The sequence below is a fragment of the Mechercharimyces sp. CAU 1602 genome (assembly GCF_024753565.1).
Lineage (GTDB): Bacteria > Bacillota > Bacilli > Thermoactinomycetales > JANTPT01 > Mechercharimyces.
Genome location: NZ_JANTPT010000001.1, coordinates 1 through 20,366 on the forward strand (window position 1 = coordinate 1; position 20,366 = coordinate 20,366).

20 protein-coding genes, 8 tRNA genes and 2 rRNA genes are annotated in these 20,366 nt (G+C 43.1%); 21 read left to right on the forward strand and 9 right to left on the reverse strand.

What is annotated here, in order from left to right:
- The 7 genes from NXZ84_RS00005 to NXZ84_RS00035 all read left to right on the forward strand — a co-directional run.
- Nucleotides 1-101 (forward strand): 23S ribosomal RNA (locus tag NXZ84_RS00005); the annotation flags it as partial.
- A 62-nt stretch (nucleotides 102-163) separates the two neighbouring features.
- Nucleotides 164-280: ribosomal RNA gene (gene rrf, locus NXZ84_RS00010) — 5S ribosomal RNA — on the forward strand.
- A 7-nt stretch (nucleotides 281-287) separates the two neighbouring features.
- Nucleotides 288-372: transfer RNA gene (locus NXZ84_RS00015), tRNA-Tyr, on the forward strand.
- 77 nt (nucleotides 373-449) lie between these two features.
- Nucleotides 450-542: transfer RNA gene (locus NXZ84_RS00020), tRNA-Ser, on the forward strand.
- A gap of 40 nt (nucleotides 543-582) precedes the next feature.
- A tRNA-Phe gene (locus NXZ84_RS00025) sits at nucleotides 583-658 on the forward strand.
- 6 nt (nucleotides 659-664) lie between these two features.
- Nucleotides 665-740 (forward strand) — tRNA-Thr (locus NXZ84_RS00030).
- Between the two features lie 3 nt (nucleotides 741-743).
- A tRNA-Trp gene (locus NXZ84_RS00035) sits at nucleotides 744-817 on the forward strand.
- Nucleotides 818-848: 31 nt separating this feature from the next.
- Here the strand turns inward: NXZ84_RS00035 and NXZ84_RS00040 are convergent.
- A complete protein-coding gene (locus tag NXZ84_RS00040; protein ID WP_258838267.1) occupies nucleotides 849-1,262 on the reverse strand; it encodes a YugN-like family protein in 414 nt (137 codons plus the stop codon).
- A 65-nt stretch (nucleotides 1,263-1,327) separates the two neighbouring features.
- Here NXZ84_RS00040 and NXZ84_RS00045 point away from each other — a divergent pair.
- Both NXZ84_RS00045 and NXZ84_RS00050 read left to right on the forward strand, forming a co-directional pair.
- Nucleotides 1,328-1,401, forward strand: a tRNA-Cys gene (locus NXZ84_RS00045).
- Nucleotides 1,402-1,565: 164 nt separating this feature from the next.
- The gene (locus NXZ84_RS00050) at nucleotides 1,566-2,534 is read left to right on the forward strand and encodes a Vps62-related protein (RefSeq protein ID WP_258838268.1); all 969 of its coding nucleotides are present in this window, start codon (nucleotides 1,566-1,568) and stop codon (nucleotides 2,532-2,534) included.
- A gap of 50 nt (nucleotides 2,535-2,584) precedes the next feature.
- Here the strand turns inward: NXZ84_RS00050 and NXZ84_RS00055 are convergent, their stop codons facing one another.
- The gene (locus tag NXZ84_RS00055; RefSeq protein ID WP_258838269.1) at nucleotides 2,585-3,556 is read right to left on the reverse strand and encodes an AraC family transcriptional regulator; all 972 of its coding nucleotides are present in this window, start codon (nucleotides 3,554-3,556) and stop codon (nucleotides 2,585-2,587) included.
- 187 nt (nucleotides 3,557-3,743) lie between these two features.
- Here NXZ84_RS00055 and NXZ84_RS00060 point away from each other — a divergent pair.
- The 4 genes from NXZ84_RS00060 (at nucleotide 3,744) to NXZ84_RS00075 (ending at nucleotide 7,254) form a co-directional block, all read left to right on the forward strand.
- Nucleotides 3,744-3,832: transfer RNA gene (locus tag NXZ84_RS00060), tRNA-Leu, on the forward strand.
- Between the two features lie 10 nt (nucleotides 3,833-3,842).
- A tRNA-Arg gene (locus tag NXZ84_RS00065) sits at nucleotides 3,843-3,919 on the forward strand.
- Between the two features lie 208 nt (nucleotides 3,920-4,127).
- On the forward strand, nucleotides 4,128-5,270 hold the full coding sequence (locus tag NXZ84_RS00070) for an acyl-CoA dehydrogenase family protein (protein WP_258840291.1): 1,143 nt from the start codon (nucleotides 4,128-4,130) through the stop codon (nucleotides 5,268-5,270).
- 121 nt (nucleotides 5,271-5,391) lie between these two features.
- Nucleotides 5,392-7,254 (forward strand): AMP-dependent synthetase/ligase, encoded by a 1,863-nt coding sequence (locus NXZ84_RS00075; RefSeq protein ID WP_258838270.1) that lies wholly within the window; start codon nucleotides 5,392-5,394, stop codon nucleotides 7,252-7,254.
- Between the two features lie 49 nt (nucleotides 7,255-7,303).
- On the opposite strand, the gene NXZ84_RS00080 is transcribed toward NXZ84_RS00075, so the two are convergent.
- The 5 genes from NXZ84_RS00080 to mnmA form a co-directional block, all read right to left on the reverse strand.
- Complete coding sequence (locus NXZ84_RS00080) at nucleotides 7,304-9,430, reverse strand: S8 family serine peptidase (RefSeq protein WP_309495401.1); 2,127 nt, start codon at nucleotides 9,428-9,430, stop codon at nucleotides 7,304-7,306.
- 210 nt (nucleotides 9,431-9,640) lie between these two features.
- Nucleotides 9,641-10,285 (reverse strand): response regulator, encoded by a 645-nt coding sequence (locus NXZ84_RS00085; RefSeq protein WP_258838271.1) that lies wholly within the window; start codon nucleotides 10,283-10,285, stop codon nucleotides 9,641-9,643.
- Nucleotides 10,286-10,290: 5 nt separating this feature from the next.
- Nucleotides 10,291-11,307, reverse strand: coding sequence for a sensor histidine kinase (locus NXZ84_RS00090; protein ID WP_258838272.1), 1,017 nt, complete (start codon nucleotides 11,305-11,307; stop codon nucleotides 10,291-10,293).
- Between the two features lie 11 nt (nucleotides 11,308-11,318).
- On the reverse strand, nucleotides 11,319-12,122 hold the full coding sequence (liaF, locus tag NXZ84_RS00095; RefSeq protein ID WP_258838273.1) for a cell wall-active antibiotics response protein LiaF: 804 nt from the start codon (nucleotides 12,120-12,122) through the stop codon (nucleotides 11,319-11,321).
- Between the two features lie 190 nt (nucleotides 12,123-12,312).
- Nucleotides 12,313-13,404 carry a tRNA 2-thiouridine(34) synthase MnmA gene (mnmA, locus tag NXZ84_RS00100; RefSeq protein WP_258838274.1) on the reverse strand — a complete coding sequence of 364 codons (1,092 nt, stop codon included), beginning with the start codon at nucleotides 13,402-13,404 and terminating at the stop codon, nucleotides 12,313-12,315.
- Between the two features lie 160 nt (nucleotides 13,405-13,564).
- Here mnmA and NXZ84_RS00105 point away from each other — a divergent pair, with 160 nt between their 5' ends.
- Together NXZ84_RS00105 and NXZ84_RS00110 are read left to right on the forward strand one after the other, a co-directional pair.
- Nucleotides 13,565-14,221, forward strand: a complete 657-nt coding sequence (locus tag NXZ84_RS00105; protein WP_258838275.1) for a TVP38/TMEM64 family protein — start codon at nucleotides 13,565-13,567, stop codon at nucleotides 14,219-14,221.
- A complete protein-coding gene (locus NXZ84_RS00110; protein ID WP_258838276.1) occupies nucleotides 14,214-14,801 on the forward strand; it encodes a CDP-alcohol phosphatidyltransferase family protein in 588 nt (195 codons plus the stop codon). Before NXZ84_RS00105 ends, NXZ84_RS00110 begins: the two co-directional genes overlap by 8 nt.
- Before the next feature lie 23 nt (nucleotides 14,802-14,824).
- On the opposite strand, the gene NXZ84_RS00115 is transcribed toward NXZ84_RS00110, so the two are convergent.
- The gene (locus NXZ84_RS00115; protein WP_258838277.1) at nucleotides 14,825-15,382 is read right to left on the reverse strand and encodes a hypothetical protein; all 558 of its coding nucleotides are present in this window, start codon (nucleotides 15,380-15,382) and stop codon (nucleotides 14,825-14,827) included.
- A gap of 193 nt (nucleotides 15,383-15,575) precedes the next feature.
- On the opposite strand from NXZ84_RS00115, the gene NXZ84_RS00120 reads away from it, so the two are divergent.
- From NXZ84_RS00120 to NXZ84_RS00130, 3 genes are all read left to right on the forward strand, one after another.
- Nucleotides 15,576-16,055 (forward strand): hypothetical protein, encoded by a 480-nt coding sequence (locus NXZ84_RS00120; protein WP_258838278.1) that lies wholly within the window; start codon nucleotides 15,576-15,578, stop codon nucleotides 16,053-16,055.
- A gap of 105 nt (nucleotides 16,056-16,160) precedes the next feature.
- Nucleotides 16,161-16,763 carry a TetR/AcrR family transcriptional regulator gene (locus tag NXZ84_RS00125; RefSeq protein WP_258838279.1) on the forward strand — a complete coding sequence of 201 codons (603 nt, stop codon included), beginning with the start codon at nucleotides 16,161-16,163 and terminating at the stop codon, nucleotides 16,761-16,763.
- A 110-nt stretch (nucleotides 16,764-16,873) separates the two neighbouring features.
- Nucleotides 16,874-17,047, forward strand: a complete 174-nt coding sequence (locus NXZ84_RS00130) for a glycine zipper domain-containing protein (protein WP_258838280.1) — start codon at nucleotides 16,874-16,876, stop codon at nucleotides 17,045-17,047.
- Nucleotides 17,048-17,102: 55 nt separating this feature from the next.
- On the opposite strand, the gene NXZ84_RS00135 is transcribed toward NXZ84_RS00130, so the two are convergent.
- A complete protein-coding gene (locus NXZ84_RS00135; protein ID WP_258838281.1) occupies nucleotides 17,103-17,765 on the reverse strand; it encodes a peroxiredoxin-like family protein in 663 nt (220 codons plus the stop codon).
- Between the two features lie 264 nt (nucleotides 17,766-18,029).
- Between NXZ84_RS00135 and NXZ84_RS00140 the strand changes: the two genes are divergently transcribed.
- The 3 genes from NXZ84_RS00140 (at nucleotide 18,030) to NXZ84_RS00150 (ending at nucleotide 20,347) form a co-directional block, all read left to right on the forward strand.
- On the forward strand, nucleotides 18,030-18,785 hold the full coding sequence (locus NXZ84_RS00140) for a YqcI/YcgG family protein (protein WP_258838282.1): 756 nt from the start codon (nucleotides 18,030-18,032) through the stop codon (nucleotides 18,783-18,785).
- Nucleotides 18,786-18,876: 91 nt separating this feature from the next.
- Nucleotides 18,877-19,728 (forward strand): DMT family transporter, encoded by an 852-nt coding sequence (locus NXZ84_RS00145; RefSeq protein ID WP_258838283.1) that lies wholly within the window; start codon nucleotides 18,877-18,879, stop codon nucleotides 19,726-19,728.
- Nucleotides 19,729-20,038: 310 nt separating this feature from the next.
- Entirely contained in the window at nucleotides 20,039-20,347 is a 309-nt protein-coding gene (locus tag NXZ84_RS00150; protein ID WP_258838284.1) for a hypothetical protein, read from the forward strand.
- Nucleotides 20,348-20,366 lie beyond the last annotated feature (19 nt).

Genomic DNA, 20,366 nt, shown 5'->3' on the forward strand with positions numbered 1-20,366 from the left:
TCAGGTAAGACCCCTTATAGATGATGAGGTAGATCGGTCCGAGGTGTAAGTGTAGCAATACACTCAGCTGACGGATACGAATCGGTCGAGGGCTTACCCTCTAGATCCTCACTCCCTTGACTCAAGCGAAGTATTTACTTTTGAAGGTGTGAACCTTCATCTGTCTGGTGGCTATAGCGGAGGGGAACCACTCGTTCCCATACCGAACACGATCGTTAAGCCCTCCCGCGCCGATGGTACTTGGGACGCAGGTCCCTGGAAGAGTAGGTCGTCGCCAGGCATTTTATGGAGGGATACCAAAGTGGCCAAATGGGGCGGACTGTAAATCCGCTGGCTTCGCCTTCGCAGGTTCGAATCCTGCTCCCTCCACCATTTTTTAAGAAAAGATATTGACAAGCGGCCTGTTATAAGGTAAAATAAATATTGTCGCTTCAAAAGGATTTTATTATGGAGAGGTGTCCGAGCTGGCCGAAGGAGCACGATTGGAAATCGTGTAGGCGGTTACCTCCGTCTCGAGGGTTCGAATCCCTCCCTCTCCGCCATTACAATATATACTTATCTTGACTTATCTTATTTAGATAAGGTCTGGTAGCTCAGTCGGTAGAGCAGAGGACTGAAAATCCTCGTGTCGGCGGTTCGATTCCGTCCCAGACCACCATTTTATGCTGGTGTAGCTCAACTGGTAGAGCAACTGACTTGTAATCAGTAGGTTGGGGGTTCAAGTCCTCTCACCAGCACCATATAGGGGCGTAGTTTAATGGCAAAACTGAGGTCTCCAAAACCTCCGATGCGGGTTCGATTCCTGCCGCCCCTGCCAATGCTAACTCATAACACATGAGTTGCATTTTTTATTTTAAGACGTGTTCTTCTAATTCTCTAAGCTCTTTTTGACCTCGGTCGATCCATTTCTTTTCGACTTCGGCATCTTTGATAGCCGGTTCGGTAAATTGATTGACCAGACCACTCCACATCCCTATATCTGCGTTATCGTCATTGTCAGTTTGGAATAGATGTCGGAGTATCAAAGGTTGACCAAAGCGAATGAGAGTTTTAGGTTCACCTACTCGACCCTCATCTTCAGCATAGATGGGAATTCGCAAGTATGTTTGATGAGCTTTATCTTCCCAATCGAGTTCCTTATCAAAGTAACCGTGCTCATATTGATCGCTTGGGCTAAAGCTAAAATTCTTTTCTTTACAAAGTGTATTTAACTCACCAAATAAACCGGTGTGATTTTCTAGACGAGAGTTTAATTTCTTCATCAGAGTCTTGCCTCCCTTTAAAGATAATGTTATTATGAAGTAGTCAGTGTTTATTCATACACCATGGCGGCATAGCCAAGTGGTAAGGCAGGGGTCTGCAAAACCCTTACCCCCGGTTCGAGTCCGGGTGCCGCCTCCAACGCAAAACCCTCTAACTAGAAGTTAGAGGGTTTTTTATGTTTTATTAATCGCTTTTTATTCTACATAATTTTACTAATCTTATAATACTAACGATATCGTCGGCTTTTGAGATTTTTTAAGTTACAATAAAGAGGATACTGTGTAGTGGAAGGGGATTTGAAGGTGAAGAAAGTAATAATATTTTTATCTTTCTTGATAATGTGGAGTATGGTTTTACCACTTCAATCTGCTGGGGCAGCAGGTGGGGAATATACAGATGCGGAGAAGCGGCAATTGATTCAATCATACTCGCCTTTAATATGGTTTGATAAAGGTGAAGACTATTACCCCTCTTCGGTGGAATGGTCATTTAAACATATGGAACGGTATATTCCACAAGGAAAAGAAGTTTATTCGATTAAAACGAAAGAAAATTTTTGTGATGATTGCACGATCCCATTTTTTAGAGGAGATTTGGAATCAGCTAAGATCTATGCATTTTGGAGTAATGTTAGCGAAAATGTGAACGATATTTCTTATTATGTTTGGTACCCCTATAATCGGGGGAAGACACTGGATCAGCTAAGCGGGATTAAACGGATTCCCTTGCTAGGAAAACTAGTTCCTGATTATGGGCACCATGTGGGTGATTGGGAAAAAGTGATCGTCCGGTTGGAAGATGGTAAGATGACGCGCATGCAGTACAATTATCACTCATGGAATAAAATATATAAAAAAGATCAGATTCAGTTTTATGAGGGTCATCCGGTTGTTTATGTGGCAAAAGGTTCGCATGGATCATGGCCGAGCGCAGGAAAACATGTGTATTACAAAGTTAAAAAATGGGGGATTACTTGGGCAACTCTTTCTGACTATACAAGTAAGGGTGTACAGTGGGAAACATGGAAGTCAATAGAAGCTTATGATAAAGATCAACAGCGAGCACTGCTGGGGAGCAATTCGTGGCCTGCGTGGATGAGTTCAGATACGGCGAGCACACTTCCTGGTATGGATGCTTCTGATCCACACAGCGGTGGAATTGATCGCTGGGGCAATCAAAGTGGAGATAAGGATATTACGGGACAGTCCAAGTTAAGTGGGGGTCCAAGTGGACCAGATGAGAATACCAAAATGCATATGAGTGGGGAGTAGAAGTGAGGAAAGAGCCTCGATAGTTGGGGCTCTTTCCTATTTTCAAAAAATTAAAGGGGGCGGACGGGAATACAAGCGTCAATCACGATGTGCGCAGGAGAAGAAAGAGGGCAGTAGATTTCTATACTAGGCTTGTCATCTAGTTCGTAGGCGCTTTCCGGTAACCATTCCTTATAAAGATAATCAAAAGCTTTTTCCATCTTTGCGATCGCTTCCGCCATTTGGTCGGGTTGCTCTGGAGTGCCGTTGACACTAATGCGACAGATAGCATAACGGCCTCCCCCAACTGTTTGGAAGCTGATTTTTTCATGTTTGATCTCTAATTCTGTTTCTTCAGGGAGAGTGAAAGCGGCATCATAACGCCTCTTTTCTGGGGATGTCACATTACCGTACTCATGGAAAATACCGAGACTAAGGGTTTTGTCAGACATGAGTTGATGCGCGATCATCCATTCTGCTACCTCTTGGAAAGCTTGATTGAGGGCGTGGTTGTATACCCCATCTTCGTACCCTTGCAAGTGACGAATATAAGCGACATGATATAGAGGGAGTTTTTTTACTTCTACTTTCATAAATGGATTCCTCCTGTTAGCAGTCTGTGTAGTCGTTACCACATCTTTATCATAAGAGATACCAGGAGAAGAAACTTTGCTTATCTTGCCTTCAGCATTGCTTATCTTGCTATATTGGTATTGCTTTCGATATTGACTAGGATTACATCCATAATGGTTTTTAAATGCACGTGAGTAAGTAGAGGGGGAAGAAAAACCGCTAGATAATGATAATTCTGTTACTGTGAGATTGGGTTGATGGATGAGACGATAGGCAGAACGTTCAAGTCTTGTTCGTTGGACGTATTGATGAACGGTTTCTCCCACAAAGGCATAAAAAAGGCGATGAAAATGAAAAGGAGAAAAGGTGGCGACTTGAGCTAACTGTTGTAAGGATAAGTCTTCCTCTAGATGGGAGTGGATATAATTGATCACATCATTAATGCGAACGGTATATTGATGTTGACTCATAAGATCCTCCTTTTGAAAGGAAAGTGCTTTCTTGAGTAATGATGAACAGCCTTAACTATAGCATAGTAAAGGTATAAATATTATGTCTATAAAATACCCCTTGACCACACCATTAGATCCATGATACTATATATCTTGTCGACAGAAACAGTAATCAAGATTTAACGATGATAACTGCCGCTAATCTGCGGATGTGGCGGAATTGGCAGACGCGCAAGATTCAGGTTCTTGTGGTCTTGATAGACCGTGGGGGTTCAAGTCCCTTCATCCGCACCATCTAAAATATGCGCCCTTAGCTCAGCTGGATAGAGTGTCTGACTACGAATCAGAAGGTCGGGAGTTCGAATCTCTCAGGGCGCACCAACTAGAACCGCACGTATAACTGTGCGGTTTTTCATTTATGTATGAGTAAGTCCCCTCTTGCGGTAAAAACCTTTGTGGTGATCACAGTAGGAAGGATTTTGTAACATGGATCATTAAGATATATAGAGGTGATAGATGTATGTCATAGCGAAAAGTTGAAATGAAGAAAGGGGTTGTAACCATGATCGAGCAAAAACAGCAAGTAGGCATTTGTTTTAAATTATCTGAAGAGCAGGAACAATTGCGTCGCTGGGCACATGGATTTGCAGAGAAAGAGATTCGACCAATTGCAGCAGAGTGCGATGAGAAAGAATTTTTTCCACTTGAATTGTTTCACAAAGCGACGAAACTGGGTTTTACCCAATACGCATTTCCAGAAGAAGTGGGGGGTGGAGGGCTGAAAAGTGTATTATCTACCTGTTTAATCGGAGAGGAACTATATTGGGGGTGTGCGGGGATAGCCACCTCGCTTTCTGCATTAGGGTTAGCAGGGCTTCCGATTCTTTACATGGGGAACGAGGAACAGAAGAAAAAATGGCTTACTCATCTTTGTGATAATAAAAGTCCAAAGCTGGGGGCAATGGCTTTAACTGAGCCGGAGGCAGGTTCAGACGTAAACGGAATGAAGACACGTGCGATCAGAGACGGAGATGAATGGGTGCTAAATGGTCGTAAACGATTTATTACTAATGGTGGGATAGCAGATCTTTATGTGGTATTTGCCCGCACAGATCCGGAAGGAAGTTATCAAGGGGTATCTGCTTTTATTATTGAGGCGAACACACCTGGATTGTCTGGGGGGAAGAAAGAGAAGAAGATGGGGATTCGTGCTTCCCATACAGCAGATGTGATTTTAGAAGATGTACGTGTACCGGCGGATCAACTCCTAGGACAAGAAAATATGGCCTTTTTCGGTGCGATGAAAATGCTGGAGTACTCTCGCCCTGCTGTTGCAGCAGCTGCTGTAGGGGTAGCCAGAGCAGCTTATGAGTATGCTTTGGATTATGCGCATACTCGCAAACAATTTGGTCGACCAATTTTTAAAAATCAGGCAATCGCTTTTATGCTCGCAGAAATGAGGATGAAAATTGATGCAGCAAGGCTTCTTGCTTGGCGTGCAGCCGACCAGGCAGATCGTGGGGAGTCTTGTGCGGTAGAAGGGAGTATTGCTAAAGCGTATGCAGCGGAAGTGGCAATGGAAGTGACGACAAATGCAGTACAGATTTTGGGGGGGAATGGTTACATGCGTGACTATCCCACAGAGAAGTGGATGCGTGACGCCAAGATATTATCCATCTATGAAGGAACGACTCAGATTCAGAAGAAAGTAATTTCTGCTGGTTTGCAATAAGAAAGTACTGTAGGGCCTGCTGGGTTCATATAGTTGAACAAATAAGAAAAGGTCGTAGAGTACGTTAACTATAAAGAGATAAGGTACTCTACGGTTTTGCCAAGGAGGTGCTACTACAGCAGTGCGAGCCAATAATTTATTAGAAGCGCTATATCGTTCAAAGGAACGCTTTCCTGATAAAGCAGCTTTGATGTGGAAAGAAGAGGGAGAACAAGAGTACCAACAGCTTTCTTATCTCCAGTTATGGGAACGAATTCGCCATGTAGCAAACGCCTTGACCCACATGGGAGTATCGACGGGCTCTAATGTAGCCATATTGTCCACCAGTCATCCTACATGGACGATTGCAGACTATGCCATTATGAGTTTGGGATGTGCGAGTGTCCCGATATATCCCACTCTCCCAGCGGAGCAAGTAGGGTATATTTTAAAAAATGCTGATTGTCGAATGGTTTTTGTGGAAGATGAGGTGCAGCTGGAAAAGGTACTTTCTAGTGATGAGGAAATGGACCATATTATTGTGATGAAAAACAAGCTTGTAACTGCAAAAAGTAACCGGATAGAAAGTTTCGCTGACTGCTTGCAACGTGGACGCGCCCATCCTCAATTTTCATGGGAAGAAAAAGCCTTATCCTTGCCGGAAAATCAGCTAGCTACGATTATACACACATCTGGAACAACAGGTGTTCCTAAAGGGGTGATGCTTTCTCACCGCAATTTCCTAGCCAATATCGAAGGTACTTTGTGGCACATGACGATTTTGCCAGAAGATGTACAATTGTCTTACCTCCCTCTTTCACATGTATTAGAGCGAATGGGAGGACAGTTTACGAGCCTTACAGTGGGTGCGACTCTTGCCTTTGCTCAGAGCATCGATACCATCCCGCAAAATATGAAAGAGGTTTGTCCCACTACGATGGTTACGGTACCGCGATTATTGGAAAAGGTGTATGCTCGTATTCATGAACAAATATCTACCTCATCATCGTTTAAACAACGAATTTTTAATTGGGCGCTGAAAGTGGGTAATGAGCGCTTCTCTTATATCATGGAGAGGCCTGTACACGAACGGTTATGGTGTTATCCAATTCCGTTAAGTTTATTGTGGAAATGGTTTTGGGCAGAGCGATTAGTATTTCGTAAGATCAAAGATCGTCTTGGAGGACGAATGAGAGGAATCGTGTCAGGGGGGGCACCTCTTCACCCTGATGTTCTACGATTTTTTTGGGCGATGGGAGTCCCTGTGCTAGAAGGATATGGGTTGACAGAAACTTCACCTGTATTGGCTGTAACACCTATGCATTCGATTCGTCCAGGGACAGTGGGGAATCCTCTGCACAATGTGGAAGTTAAGTTGGGTACTGATGGTGAAATTATCGCGCGTGGACCTAGTATTATGATGGGATATTATAAAAATAAAGAGGCAACCTGGCGGGTGCTTCAGGATGGATGGTTTCATACAGGGGATATAGGTGTTTGGGATGAGAGAGGGCATATCAAAGTGGTGGATCGAAAAAAGCGTCTTCTCATCTTATCGACGGGTAAAAATGTTGCACCTCGACCTATTGAAAATGAAATAACGAAAAGCCCGTATATCGCTCAGTCGCATCTCATTGGGCAAGGGCGGAAGTATGTGTTGGCAATTATTGTTCCGGATCGAGAAAATCTTCATTCTTGGGCGAAACAGCATCATATTGACAGCCAGGATAGAGAGAACTTTTTCCGTCATGCAACATTGCGGGCGATGTTGGAGCGGGAAGTGTATGGCCTGACGGAACGATTTGCTGACTTTGAAAAGCCGAAGAAGGTCATAGTGGCGTCGAGGGAGTGGACGGTCGAAGGAGGAGAACTTACGCCTACACTAAAGGTGCGTGGCAAAGTAGTTGAAGAAAAGTACCGGGATCAGATCGAACGTGCGTACAGAGAGGATGATCTCAATGCCTTAGATGCTGTTGCCACTGCAGCTGAAGAAGTAAGTGAATAGAGAGAAAAAACCGCCCTCCAGTGTGGAGAGGCGGTTTTTTGTTGTTCTACTATTCTCCGGCGTGGAAGTAGTAGGGGATTCGAATCGTACGTCCATACTTGGATACGAGGGTAATGTATCCTTGATAATCCTTCCCTAATTCTTTCCCTTCTCCAGATACCTTGACAGTGAAAGAGGCTGTTTTGTTTCTTTTTACCTTGATCTTCTGTTTGCTCAGCTCCAGGTCCGCTGAGTCCGTCTTAATACGGTATTGCTGATGAAACCCACTTGTATTGGTGATGTTTACTTTAATTTTATTTCTGTCTGCAGCGGTAACCTTGCCGAAACTAAGGCTTGCTGGCTCCGCTAGAGCAGCAGGGAGAAGTGCACGCCCGACGTGAATGATTCCTCCTCCTACTTCGAGTGGTAGTGCGTCGCTTTTCGGATTATAGGCAGTCCCGATTAAGGCGGACTTAATCTGCTGTGGAGTCCAATTAGGATGTGCTTGTTGTAGTAGTGCAGCAGCTCCAGCTACATGTGGGGCAGACATGGAGGTTCCATTATAGGAGGAGAGTCCGCCGCCAACGACACTTGAATATACATTAACCCCTACAGCTGCTACATCTGGCTTCAGTGTGTAATTAACTGTGGGACCGCGGGAGGAGAAGCGGGCAATCTGACGATCATTGTCCGTTAAGAATTCACGGACATCCATGGGTTCAAAGAGGGCTGAGCCTGCACCTGAGGTAATCCACTCTCCATCTTCAATGGTTACCATGACCATTGGAATGGTAGCTTCCTCTTCAACAAACATCCCAGAGGGATCACCTTCAGCATTGGTGATCAGAATAACCCCGATTGCTCCTTGTTCTTGAGCGGCGAGAGCCTTGGTGGTGAAGGTACAAGCACCGCGCTTTATAACTGCAATCTTTCCACTCAAATCTTCACTGATGCCTTCACATGCCATGCCTTCCCCATCGGTCACAATGTGCAAGGGGCCGTCGACAGCTTCGGTAACTGCTCCTCCAGGGTTGGAACTACCCACAGGGAGAGTACGAGTTTCACCGTCGATGGTTACATTGATAGATGTACCGAAGAAGTGTTTGTTACTGACAGCGGCTACCGTAATCGCGTTGTCCGCTGTGCCGGGTGAACCGATGGTCATCTGTCCGGGACCGTTGTTGCCAGCAGAGATAACCATGGTCATTCCTGCATCGGAGGCAGCATTTACCACTTCTGCTAACATATCAAACCCTGGTTCAGCAGGACCTCCCAAGCTCATGTTGGCGACATCCATGCCATCACGTACGGCTTGTTCAATCGCAGAAGCTATGTAGATGCTTTCTGCAGAACAGTCATCACAAGGGAATACATTATAGTTTCCCAGATATGCTTTGGGTGCAACACCACTTAGTTTGCTTTTTGCTGCTCCCGATGGATCTACGTAATTTTGAATTCCAGCGATGGTACCTGCTACGTGGGTTCCATGACTCCCTATCGCTTCAGGTGTGACATCCTCTTCAGGGCTAAATACCTTAGCTACAATCACTTTGTTACTTGTAAATTGGGTATCTCCCTTCGGGAAGCCTTCCGGCATGGAAAGGGACTCATCTGTTAGATAGGGATGGTTTTGATCAATCCCACTATCGATCACAGCTATTTTCATGCCTTCTCCAAGATAACCAGCGCGCCATGCCACTGTATCTTTAATAATAGAGTGGCTCTTATTCATTTGCGGGCGATACTGAATACTTTTGGCTACTTGAACAACTCCAGGGGCAGATTTTATCTTTTGTATCTCTTTGCTGCTTGCCTTAACGGCGAAGCCGTTTAGTGTGAGTGAGTATTCTTCTACAATGTCTGTGCTTGGAGTTTTTTCTTTAGCCCATTTTTTAAAAGAACCGCGCCTTTGAGCTAAGTATTTTTCGTATGCTGCAACTTCTGTTTTAGAAGTATCTATCTTTTCGTCTGCCGCTACGGCTGTAGGGGCATATCCTTTGACGCCACCATCGTACATGGCAACAGGTTCGTCTGACAACTCAACATAGTAGTAGTCACTTCCAGTGGAATCAGCCGAGGAAGCGGGTACTTCTTTTCCTCCATCAATTGCGTTGGCAGGTAGAGAAAAACCAGCTAATGCAATGAAGAGGGCGAGCAAAAAAGCCGCCGTTTTTTGTGCAGGACGGGATCGGATCATAGATGTGAGTCCTCCTAAGGAATCATTTTTTTAGTTGATACACTATATGAATACGAGCAAATAATTAAAATTCCTGCTATATTTATAATTTTAATATAATTATTAAATATACGCATGGAAAGAGGTGTTTAAAAAAGAGTAGAATTGAGAAGAGGAGTCCCATTCTCCAAAAATAAGACCCACTACATGTGAGTCTTATTTTGGACGATCTTATTTGGAGGACAGAAGATCATTGTTAACGGCGTAGAGAGCTGCCTGTGTTCGATCCTCTAGATTAAGTTTTGCTAAGATGTTGCTAACATGTGTCTTTACAGTTTTGATACCAATATAAAGTTCTTCTGCTATCTGCTGATTGGTGCGGGCTTTTCCCAGCAGAGCAAGCACCTCTAGCTCTCGGGGGGTTAATGTCGAGATTTGCTGTGTGGGCTTTTGTGCGGATCGCTTCATGCGATTCATCAACTTGTGAGCCACTTGCGGATCGATACGAGCATCACCTTTAGTGGCGGCATGAATGGCATCTATAATCTCTTCTGCACTCGATGTTTTCAACAAGTAACTGAAAGCACCTGCCTCAATGACGGGGAAAAGTTTATCATCATGCAAATAACTTGTCAGGATTATAATCTTACTTTCAGGAGAACGAGCCAGGATGGCTTTTGTTGTTTCCACTCCATCCATTTTCGGCATGACAAGATCAAGCAGGATGATGTCAGGCTGTTTGCTCTCTACAAGTGGGAGGGCTTCCTTACCATTAGACGCTTCACCGATCACTTCAATCTCTTCTTCTGTTGCAAGATAAGTAACGAGACCGAAACGTACCATTTCGTGATCGTCTACTACGAGCACCTTTATCATTTGAATCATTCCTCCCAGCTTATTGGTATGCGTACTTCCATTTTGGTTCCTTTGCCTGGGAGAGAAATGATGGAGAAGGCTCCCCCCAGTTCCTGGGCACGCTCTTTCATGGACGTAAGACCATAAGAGGCACTCTTGTTTTCTCCTGTAACAAAGCCATTTCCATTATCTTGTACAGACAGGAGAATCATATTTTCTGTCTGTGTTCCTTTAACAGTGACGGTAGTTGCTTCACTATGGCGAAAAACATTGGACATTGCTTCTTGGAAAATGTAAAACAATTGCTTTTCTATTCCAGGTGGAATGTGAGTGTATCCTTCAATATGATTTAAGATCTCTATTTCAGTTTTATGGATCCATTCCGTGATGAAGCGAGTGATTCCATCGGCTAATCCTTCTCCCTCCAATTGGACAGGCCTTAGATGTAGGAGAAGAGCTCTCATTTCAGATTGTGCTAATCGGGAGAGACGGTGTAGCTTTTCTAACAAAATATGTTTTCTCTCAGGATGATTGCTACGCTCTTGCTTTAGGATGGCAGAAGCCGTCATCGAAATGGCGAATAGTTGTTGACTGACAGAGTCGTGAAGATCGCGAGCCAATCGATTTCGCTCTTCCGAAATGACGTATTGCTTCGCTTCATCAAACAGCTTTTTATTCTCATCGGTTAGTTTTTGCAATGTAGAGACTTGGCTTTCCAATCGTTCCGCCATCTTATTCCATTTAAGTGCAATTTCAGCAATCTCATCATTGCCTTCGACAGGAATACGATGAAAAAGGTGCCCATGAAAAAGATAGAGTGCTCCCTCCTGTAGTGGACGCAATTTTTGTTTGAAGCGGTGGGCTGTATAGAGTCCAAAAAGGGTGCCAACAAAAAGGAGTAGACTTAATAAACCTAGGACGGTCTTATTGGAAATGGAGGCATAAGTTATAATGCCAATGGAGAGAGTGGCTGAGATAAGGCTAATCAACCAGAAGGTGAGGATCCATTTCCACTGTAAACTGTGAAAAATTTTGATATTCATCATCGTCGCTCCTAAACCTTTAGCACTCTAATTTCTCCGACACTGAGGTTTACATTGAGTATAATTCGCTTTTTCGCCTCATGAAAGCCTTCTGTTTGAATCGTCAATTCTTTCGAGATTCCTTCTTGGATAGAACCGACAACAGTCATACTACCCAGTGAGATGGAGCTATGGATCTGTGCGGGGAGATTGGAAGGGATATAAACATTAATAGATCCAACCCAACCACGTATATCGAGCTGGATCTCTTTTTCATCCATTATCGCTTGTGTCAGGTTAACAGATAGCTCTCCAATGCCTAATTCGTAGCTTGCATCATCTAGTTCAAAGGGATTGTCACCAATCCTTGACTCCCCAATCCAGATTGTGTGTTTAGAAGCATTCTCTATTGTGAGAGGGGGGGTACGTTCTGCATTTCTCCCTTTTCCTTTCCGCTTCCGCAAGGAAAATGCTTTCTCATGGGTTAACACTTGTAGTCCGATGAAAATAATGATGAGAGGCCAAAACCAGTCCCAAAAGCTACGTACTTGTAGATAGGGAAGCCCCAAATTACTTAGTTGAACGTTTGTGGCAAATAGAAGAAAGAGAAGTCCGATCAAAAAGGAAGGGGACTGAAAAGGGTGTGTCTTATGGCGTTGTTTCCATGATTTGACCATAGTATTAAGTCCCAACAGGATGATGGGGATGGGCCAGAAGATGATAAAAATATCGGCAAAGTCATAGGGAATGATCTTTGAGTTGTTGAGTAGCGTGATGGATCCAAACAAAATGAGAGCGATGGCGAATAGGGTACGTCCATTTATGTTTTTTATCATTCATCTCATCCTTACCTAATAGAGTGTATACTCTTATCGTACGCTAAACCATGTGATCTCGCTATGGGAGCGTAGGAGGTTTTTTTCTCCGTCTGGGGACGGAGAGGAGGAGAGAGTAGAGCAAAATAAAAAGAAACAGGGTTCACTCTTTAGATGAAAGAGTGAACCCTGTTTCTTTTCAAGCTATAGCCTAAAAGGTGGAATCGATCGTGCCTCCACCTAAGCAGAGATCACCATCGTAAAAAACAACTGATTGACCGGGAGTTACGGCACGCTGCGGTTGCGTGAAGGCAACTTTAACACCGCCTTCGTGTGCAAAGACCGTAACCTTTTGATCCCGTTGCCGATAACGGAATTTGGCGGTACAAGTTAGTGGGTAAGTGGGTGCTTTACCGCTTATCCACGATAAATCGTGTGCTATCAAACCATCGGATAATAGAGCGGGATGATTGTGGCCCTGTCCCACATACAAAATGTTACGCTCCAAGTCTTTGTCGACGACAAACCAGGGCTCTCCAGTACCTGAACCGCCAATTCCTAGTCCTTGGCGTTGACCTAGGGTATAATACATTAGGCCGTCATGTTTGCCCTTTACCTTACCCGTATCTTTATCGTGGATTTCTCCTGGTTGGGCAGGAAGGTATTGGCTTAGAAATTCTTTAAAATCACGTTCTCCTATAAAGCAGATACCGGTGCTATCTTTCTTCTTAGCAGTGGCAAGACCGGCTTTTTCAGCAATCTGCCGTAGTTCTGATTTCTGATAGCCCCCGATGGGAAACAACGTCTTTGCGAGTGCATCGGGAGAGATGGCATGAAGGAAGTAAGTTTGATCTTTATTGGGGTCGGCACCGCGTAATAAACGGTATTCACCTTCGATTTGTTGGACATTAGCATAATGCCCAGTCGCGATATAATCGGCTCCCAGCTGCATCGCTTTTGTCAAAAACTCCCCAAATTTAATTTCACGGTTGCACATTACATCGGGATTGGGAGTGCGCCCTCGTCGATATTCTTCGAGAAAGTAAGCAAAAACTTTTTCTTTGTATTCCTGTTCAAAATTGACGGAGTAATAGGGGATGCCCAGCTGAGAACAGACTCTACGCACATCTTCGTAATCTTCCGTAGCTGTGCAGTGTCCGTTTTCATCGGTGTCATCCCAGTTTTTCATAAAGAGGCCGATTACGTCGTATCCTTGTTCTTTTAGTAACAAGGCAGAGACAGAAGAATCGACTCCTCCGGACATGCCGAGAACTACGCGTTTTCCTGTAGTGCTCATTAACATGACCTCCCTTCATGTAGGCTGGATATATGGAAAAGGAGTAAACCGGTTACGAGGTAATAGCTCCTATTCTTTCGTTTATAAACAAAAGTATAACACGGGCGTCAAGAATGAATATGATATGCTCGATTGTAAAGGAAAACGTATAGAAAGGGGTGTAGAGATGAAAAAGATATGGAAATGGTTCGTAGTTGTCCTCCTGATTGCCCTTGTATGGTATGGACGATCCTACTTGGAAGTAAATCCGAGTGAGATCAGACAATTTTTGTTGCAATTTGGTCCTTGGGCTGTACTTATTTATATTGGATTATACACGCTTCGTCCAATAATATTATTTCCTGCTTCTGTATTATCGTTAGCAGGTGGGCTAGCATTTGGAGCTGTATGGGGAACGGTGTTTACAGTTGTAGGGGCAACGTTTGGGGCTATATTAGCTTTTGTTCTCGCTAGAGGCTTAGGGCGAAAGGCGATTGCGAAGAGGTTATCGACCCGGATGATGAGCATTGATAAACAATTAGAAGAACGAGGGTTTATCGTTATATTGGTATTAAGGTTCATTCCCCTTTTTCCTTTTGATGGGATTAGTTATATGGCAGGATTATCACGCGTACGGCTTACTACCTTTACACTTGCTACCTTTATTGGAATTATACCAGGTACTTTTGCTTACGCTTTTGTGGGGAGTAGCCTTGTTGGAGGTTGGAAGCAGATTGCACTTGCTTCTGTTTTACTCGTAGCTATTACCATCTTCTCCTTTCTTTTTCGGAAGCGGGTAAAAGAATGGATAGGTGTGAAAGGGGAGTCAGTTGACGATGCTTGACACACATGCACGCAAACATATAGAGCCACTCTTTGTGGGGAGTGCTCAACTATTATTGAAATGGGGCTTAAGTGCAAATCAAGTAACATGGCTTGCTTTTGTTATAGGGATAACGACGGGTGCATGGTTGGTGATCGATCAAGTATGGCTTGCTGTCGCCGCTCTCTGGCTCTCTGGTTTCTTAGACGCAGTGGATGGAAGTATGGCTCGGCAAACGAAAACATCTGCATGGGGAACGGTTCTTGACATTACATTTGATCGCCTGGTAGAAATTTCGGTTATTATCGGTTTAGCTATTCGGTTTCCAGTAGCGCAATTGCCCCTCTTGTTATTATCAGTATCCATTATTGTATCGATGACGATATTTCTTACGGTGGGAGCATTATCAGAGAAACAGGGAGTGAAATCATTTTACTATCAAGCAGGACTGGCAGAGAGAACGGAGGGATTTCTATTTTTTACGGCAATGATGGTATGGAGTAAATACCTGGCCCTTATCACGATGCTATTTTTTATAGTAGAGATTTTTACAGCAACACAACGTTTGTTGGAGGCACGAAGGTTGCTAAAACCTAAGTGAGATTTGAAAAGTTGAGAAAGGAGCTAGTACGTTTCTCTTTCCTTTCTCTTCTCTTTTTTCGGAAAGAGAAAGTAGCTGGTTGAGATAACAAAATCAATAGTAAGGATGATTCCCCATATCATCAGCATCCCACTCATAACTTCCGTACGGGTGGGATCTTTTACGAAAGCGATAGTGAGGAGGAGTAAGCTGGCGCCGATCATGTAGGCGAGTAAGTGCCGCAGCCATCCGCTAAACTCATATTTAGCGTGTTCCCATCCGAAACGATGCTGAGGGGGTTGATCACCCCGCAAGATATAATAGTGTAATCGTTCATCAATCCAAGTGATCATCCGTTTACCAAATGCGAGTGATACTCCAATATAGACAGCGGCTAAGGCATGGGCAATGGTGGCAGTCGCTCCGTTATATAGATCTACTGCAGTGATGATGAGCAACATGAGGTCGATGAAAGGGCTTGCGGCCAATAGAAGAAAACTAAGCTTTTTTTTCTTCCATATGTACCGTACTAACAATCCACTCACGATGAAAACCCAAAAAAGAATTTCGCATGCTACAATTGTCCATGCAATGAGGTTCATGTGTTCCCCTCGCTTTATCCTTTATCAATGTATGAGCGTATCGTATCACCTCTCTTTAAATAATACAAGTGTATTATTTAGTTCCCGAAACCGGATTTATTTAGTTTTGTGGAGTTACATCCTAATAACCATCCAATCTTTTTCTTTCATATTTTCATAGAATAGTTAGTATAATGAGAGAGGAAGTGTAGGTATGGGTAAAAAATATATACGAAATCACCAAAAAAAAGTAACCAGTAAAGGGAGCAAGAGTGTAAATAAAAGTACAGCACTTGCGCTCAACCTTACCAATATTCATAAACAGCATCCACGAAATATATCTGCCATTACAATGAATGATACGGTAAGAGGGTATAATTTTACGCTGACAGAGGAGGTTCCTTCATTTGAAATATACAAAAATGTAACCTCGTACCCTATTGTTTTCGGGACAATCTCAGTTGAACGGCTTGCCACCTCTTCTTCAGATCCTCTAACAGTCGAAGTAACACTAATTAATGGTGCAACCAGGAGTTTTGATGTTCCTGCTGTGAATTCACAAAATACAAGTATTGTAAGGTCGTATCGAAATATTAAAAGTATTATACTCATCGGGGATTTATCAGGGGCAATTCTACCCATTATCGGCCTTTATTCACTTTCATTTAGTATTAGAGTACCAGTGCAAGCATGAGATAAAACAAGTTATATTAAATGGCCAACAATCGAAGCGAGTATCGAAGTAAGGGGAGATAGATCTTCATGCGTACATTGCTCTCCTTTTTGATACAATACGGATATGCCAAAACAAGTGGATCACGAGCAGCGGAAAAAGAAAATTGCTGAAGCGACATGGCGCATCATTTATGAACGAGGGGTAGAGGGGGCGAGCGTCAGAAATATTGCCGCGGAGGCGAATATATCGTTAGGATCTTTGCGTCACTATTTTCCAACACAGGAAGAGTTGCTGCGCTACGCGATGGAAGTGGTAAAAGAACGAGTAAAAGCTCGTATGATGAATATTGTAAGTGGCTCCCTCTCACTTCAGGAACAAGTTTTACAACTGGTTCTTCAGATGATTCCTACGGATGAAGAGTCGATGGCAGAAATGAAGGTATGGTATTCTTTTATCTCTCATTTCAGCCAAAAGGAAAAGGAATTTCAAATTGAAGAAGATGGGATATACCAGGGATTGCACCTTATTTTAAAACAGCTAGAGCATAGGGACATGTTATGTGAATCTGTAGATGTTGAGGTAGAAGCAGAACGATTGTATGCGCTTGTAGATGGTTTAGCAATACATGTAATGTTAAATCCGCAGCGTCTTTCTTACGAGCGCATTGTTCTCGTTGTGAAGACCCATCTTCACTCTCTCTATCGTGAAGGGATATGTAAAGAGTAGAGGGAAGAATCTGAGATCATCCATTGATTGATGGGCAGGTTGTGACTGATGCGTACTAATGCATCATTAAGGGTAAACAAAAGTGGAGAGAGGTAAAAAGGGGCGGTGTGATGGATCATAAACAGGAAAATAAGAAGAAAAGGCGTAAAAATCTAGGTGCGAGTATAGCGATTGGGGTAGGGGTTGGGACTGCTTTAGGAGTAGCGTTTGAACAACTTCCTCTCTTTCTTGCCTTAGGAGTTGCTCTTGGGGCGACGGGGATGTTTGGACTCCTCAATAAATGAAGGGAGAGATAATAAAAGAATGAAGCTCCTCTATTTGAGGAGCTTCATTCTTTTATTATCTCTTTAACCTTTGTGCTCGTTCTAGTGCTTTTTGTGGCTCCATGCGAGAAGTGTAGTCGGGATCAGCTTCAACGTAGTCGATGGTCCCATCAGGAGCGATGATATAAGTAGCGGGAACGGGCAGGTGCCAGGCATCATCTTTCATATTATACTCTTTCAGGTCGATTCCTGCTTTCTGGTATGTTTCAACGAGGTAATCCGGCAGTTGAAATAAGAGTTTATAATTGTTGATAACTTGTCGTGTAGGATCACTTAACACTTCAAACGAAAGGGTGTGTTTTTCCTTTACAGAAAGTGAGTGATCAGGAGTTTCGGGACTGATTGCTAATATTTGGATTCCACTCTCTCTAAATTGGGGAGTCATTTGCTGATAAGCTTGAAGCTCCAGATTGCAGTATGGACACCATTCTCCACGATAAAAGAGAAGGACGACAGGGCCAGATTGCAACTGCTCGTATAAGGTGATCTCTTCTCTAATGGCATTTTTCAAGGTGAAGTTGGGTGCTTTTTCTCCAGCTTGAAGTCCTTTAGCGATAGCTGATTCTGTTAACTCTTTAGTAGCTCGTGCCATATTCTCTTTTATTTCAGCAGGAAGTTTTTTTGCACCCGCTTTCTTTACACGCTCTAATGACTCTTTAAGAGACGTCATGGTATTCATCCGTTTCCCTCCTATAAAGTGGGTAGTTACGAGAAACATCACGGTGATTTTTTGAGTAGCTACAGGAATTTTTTGTGCTCCCCTTTAACAGATCATACCCTTAACAAAAATCATTAAACAAAAAACTTAGCGCATCTTAAACATTACTTTAAAGCATTGCTTTGGTGATCATCATACAAGTATCAGCACTACTGTCATTATTTGAGGAGAGGAGGAAAGAAAGTATTTGTCCATATTAAGTAAGGAGAGAGGGGAGAAGAAGTGATGATGTACCAACAAACAGAGATCGCTCGATTTGCCGTTGATGATTGGCGAAAAGATGCGTTCTTATCCTTTCGTGAAGGAGTGTTATCGCCATCACCCAAATTCCCTTGCATCTTTGCGACGCAAGGTTTAAAAGAGGATGAAATGAGGTTCTCTTTTTATGAATCAGATGATGATGAAGCGGTTAAATCATGGGCACAACATTTGCGCCTCTATTTATCGTCTGCGCGTCAGCTGGGCAAGTACACCTCATACGTTTCTTTTTTTAATTTACCGCGCGATCAATCCTTATGTGAGTATGAGAGCATTTTTTGGAGTATCGTGAATCGACTGCATCGCTTGGATGAAGTGATGTGGCCACAAGAAAGAACACGTAATACTGATAGTCCATACTGGGAGTTTATCTATCATGGGGAACCGATTTTTGTGGTGTGTAATACCCCTGCTTATAAAGGACGAAAAAGCAGGAAGTCTAGCACTTTTTTAATCGCGGTTCAGCCTGCCTGGGTGTTTGAGCACATGGGCCTGTTACAGGAGCGAGGGAAAAAAGCGATCAGGGTTATTCGTCAATTGTTACAGCAATACGATGACCATCCTGTCTTTCCGTACTTGGGCCTTCCTGGAGAAGAAAACAATCGTGAGTGGATGCAATACTTCATTCCTGAAACCAATGAGCTCGATAGTAAAAAAATTGCTTGTCCATTTGCCTACCGCAATGATAAGGAACAGGAGGGAGCTCCTAACCCTTCATTGTGATTATAGTGTGCCACCTATGACTCTGCTTGACTTCTTTTATATTATCAGGTACTCTAATTCGGACTGTTTTTGATCGGATGGGGACGAGTAGATGGGAAATAAAGAGAAGGGGATCTTACTCCTCTTAGTATCAGCTTTAGGTTTTTCAATGATGGCAGTGTTTGTGAAGTTATCAGGGGATTTACCTACAATCCAGAAAACAATGTTCCGTAATTTGGTGACGGCGGTGATCGCCTTCAGCATGGTGATGGTGTATAAGGAACGATTATGGGGGAGATGGGAAAATCAGAAGTATCTTCTGTTACGCTCCACTCTCGGCACGCTAGGCATTGTTTTTTATTTTTATGCAATTGATCATCTTGTTTTATCGGATGCCGATATGTTAAATAAACTGAGTCCATTTTTATTAGTCATTTTTTCAGCTCTTTTTTTAAAAGAAAAAGCACACACATTTCAACTGCTTGCTGTTCTCATCGCCTTTGTAGGCGCGCTGTTTATTATTAAGCCTTCTTTTCATGTGGACTTGGTACCATACGGAGCAGGACTGTTATCGGCTGTGTTTGCTGCAGGTGCTTATACGGTGTTACGATTTTTGGGCGGAAAAGAAAGCTTTGCTACAGTCGTATTTTATTTCTCTTTTTTTTCTACGGTGGTATTGCTTCCCTTTGTGATCTTCTTTTACGAGCCGATGACTGTAAAGCAGACGGTCTATTTACTGCTAGCCGGCTCTTTTGCTACCTTAGGGCAACTCGGCATTACCGCAGCCTATAAATTTGCTGCCGCAAGAGAGATCTCCATTTTCTTTTATTCTACAGTGGTTTATACTTCCATTTTTAGTTTCCTTTTCTTCGACCAGCTACCAGATCTTTATAGTATAGTAGGTTATCTGATTATCTTTGCAGCTTCGCTCTATATGTATTGGCATAATAAAAGGGTAGAATAACTAGAGGAAGATGGTCCTATTTAATTAGAAACGGGGATCCATCTCCTTCATTTTTACCCCTTTTCTCCCATTGTAATGAAAAGAAGAATATTTTGTGTCGGGTATGTAAAGAAAGGATCTTTATTCAAAAAAAAGAGAAAGAATAAGGGCGGAATACGGATATATCAAGAGAGGAAGAAAGCCAGAACGATAATTATACATATCTACTTATTCTGAAGATTTAATCTTTATCTGGCAGACAAAATTAGACGGAATTCGACGTGGGCAATGTGTTATGGTTTCTATGTATTATAACAAGGAGGGATTTATGATGATGAAAGCAAAAGCAATTGCAGGTTTGGCATTAGGTGTAGCATTGTTTGGTTCTGTCTCTACTGTTGATGCAGCAGCAACCACGAAGGCTCCTACAAAGGTAGAAAGTGAAGCACAACAAGTTATTCAAACTCAAGACTATGTTTACTACCTATATTCCAAATCCGAATACGAAACCGCTGACGCTATCCCAACCAAAATCGACAACCGTCAACCAGGAGAAATAGGTATTCCTTATGTACTCCATTTGGTGGATGTAGAGGATTGGGGTTTTGTTTGGGTAGGCAAGTACATGGAAACATTTTAAGCATTAGGTAACAGCAATA

What these genes read in the sequence shown, in the direction of transcription:
- NXZ84_RS00145 (WP_258838283.1), top strand. Translation starts at nt 18,877, where the DNA reads ATGGGAAATAAAGAGAAGGGGATCTTACTCCTCTTAGTATCAGCTTTA.
- NXZ84_RS00120 (WP_258838278.1), top strand. Translation starts at nt 15,576, where the DNA reads ATGGGTAAAAAATATATACGAAATCACCAAAAAAAAGTAACCAGTAAA.
- NXZ84_RS00080 (WP_309495401.1), bottom strand. Translation starts at nt 9,430, where the DNA reads ATGATCCGATCCCGTCCTGCACAAAAAACGGCGGCTTTTTTGCTCGCC.
- NXZ84_RS00130 (WP_258838280.1), top strand. Translation starts at nt 16,874, where the DNA reads ATGGATCATAAACAGGAAAATAAGAAGAAAAGGCGTAAAAATCTAGGT.
- NXZ84_RS00140 (WP_258838282.1), top strand. Translation starts at nt 18,030, where the DNA reads ATGATGTACCAACAAACAGAGATCGCTCGATTTGCCGTTGATGATTGG.
- NXZ84_RS00150 (WP_258838284.1), top strand. Translation starts at nt 20,039, where the DNA reads ATGATGAAAGCAAAAGCAATTGCAGGTTTGGCATTAGGTGTAGCATTG.
- NXZ84_RS00040 (WP_258838267.1), bottom strand. Translation starts at nt 1,262, where the DNA reads ATGAAGAAATTAAACTCTCGTCTAGAAAATCACACCGGTTTATTTGGT.
- mnmA (WP_258838274.1), bottom strand. Translation starts at nt 13,404, where the DNA reads ATGTTAATGAGCACTACAGGAAAACGCGTAGTTCTCGGCATGTCCGGA.
- NXZ84_RS00135 (WP_258838281.1), bottom strand. Translation starts at nt 17,765, where the DNA reads ATGAATACCATGACGTCTCTTAAAGAGTCATTAGAGCGTGTAAAGAAA.
- NXZ84_RS00055 (WP_258838269.1), bottom strand. Translation starts at nt 3,556, where the DNA reads ATGAGTCAACATCAATATACCGTTCGCATTAATGATGTGATCAATTAT.
- NXZ84_RS00115 (WP_258838277.1), bottom strand. Translation starts at nt 15,382, where the DNA reads ATGAACCTCATTGCATGGACAATTGTAGCATGCGAAATTCTTTTTTGG.
- NXZ84_RS00085 (WP_258838271.1), bottom strand. Translation starts at nt 10,285, where the DNA reads ATGATAAAGGTGCTCGTAGTAGACGATCACGAAATGGTACGTTTCGGT.
- NXZ84_RS00125 (WP_258838279.1), top strand. Translation starts at nt 16,161, where the DNA reads ATGCCAAAACAAGTGGATCACGAGCAGCGGAAAAAGAAAATTGCTGAA.
- NXZ84_RS00105 (WP_258838275.1), top strand. Translation starts at nt 13,565, where the DNA reads ATGAAAAAGATATGGAAATGGTTCGTAGTTGTCCTCCTGATTGCCCTT.
- NXZ84_RS00090 (WP_258838272.1), bottom strand. Translation starts at nt 11,307, where the DNA reads ATGAATATCAAAATTTTTCACAGTTTACAGTGGAAATGGATCCTCACC.
- NXZ84_RS00110 (WP_258838276.1), top strand. Translation starts at nt 14,214, where the DNA reads ATGCTTGACACACATGCACGCAAACATATAGAGCCACTCTTTGTGGGG.
- liaF (WP_258838273.1), bottom strand. Translation starts at nt 12,122, where the DNA reads ATGATAAAAAACATAAATGGACGTACCCTATTCGCCATCGCTCTCATT.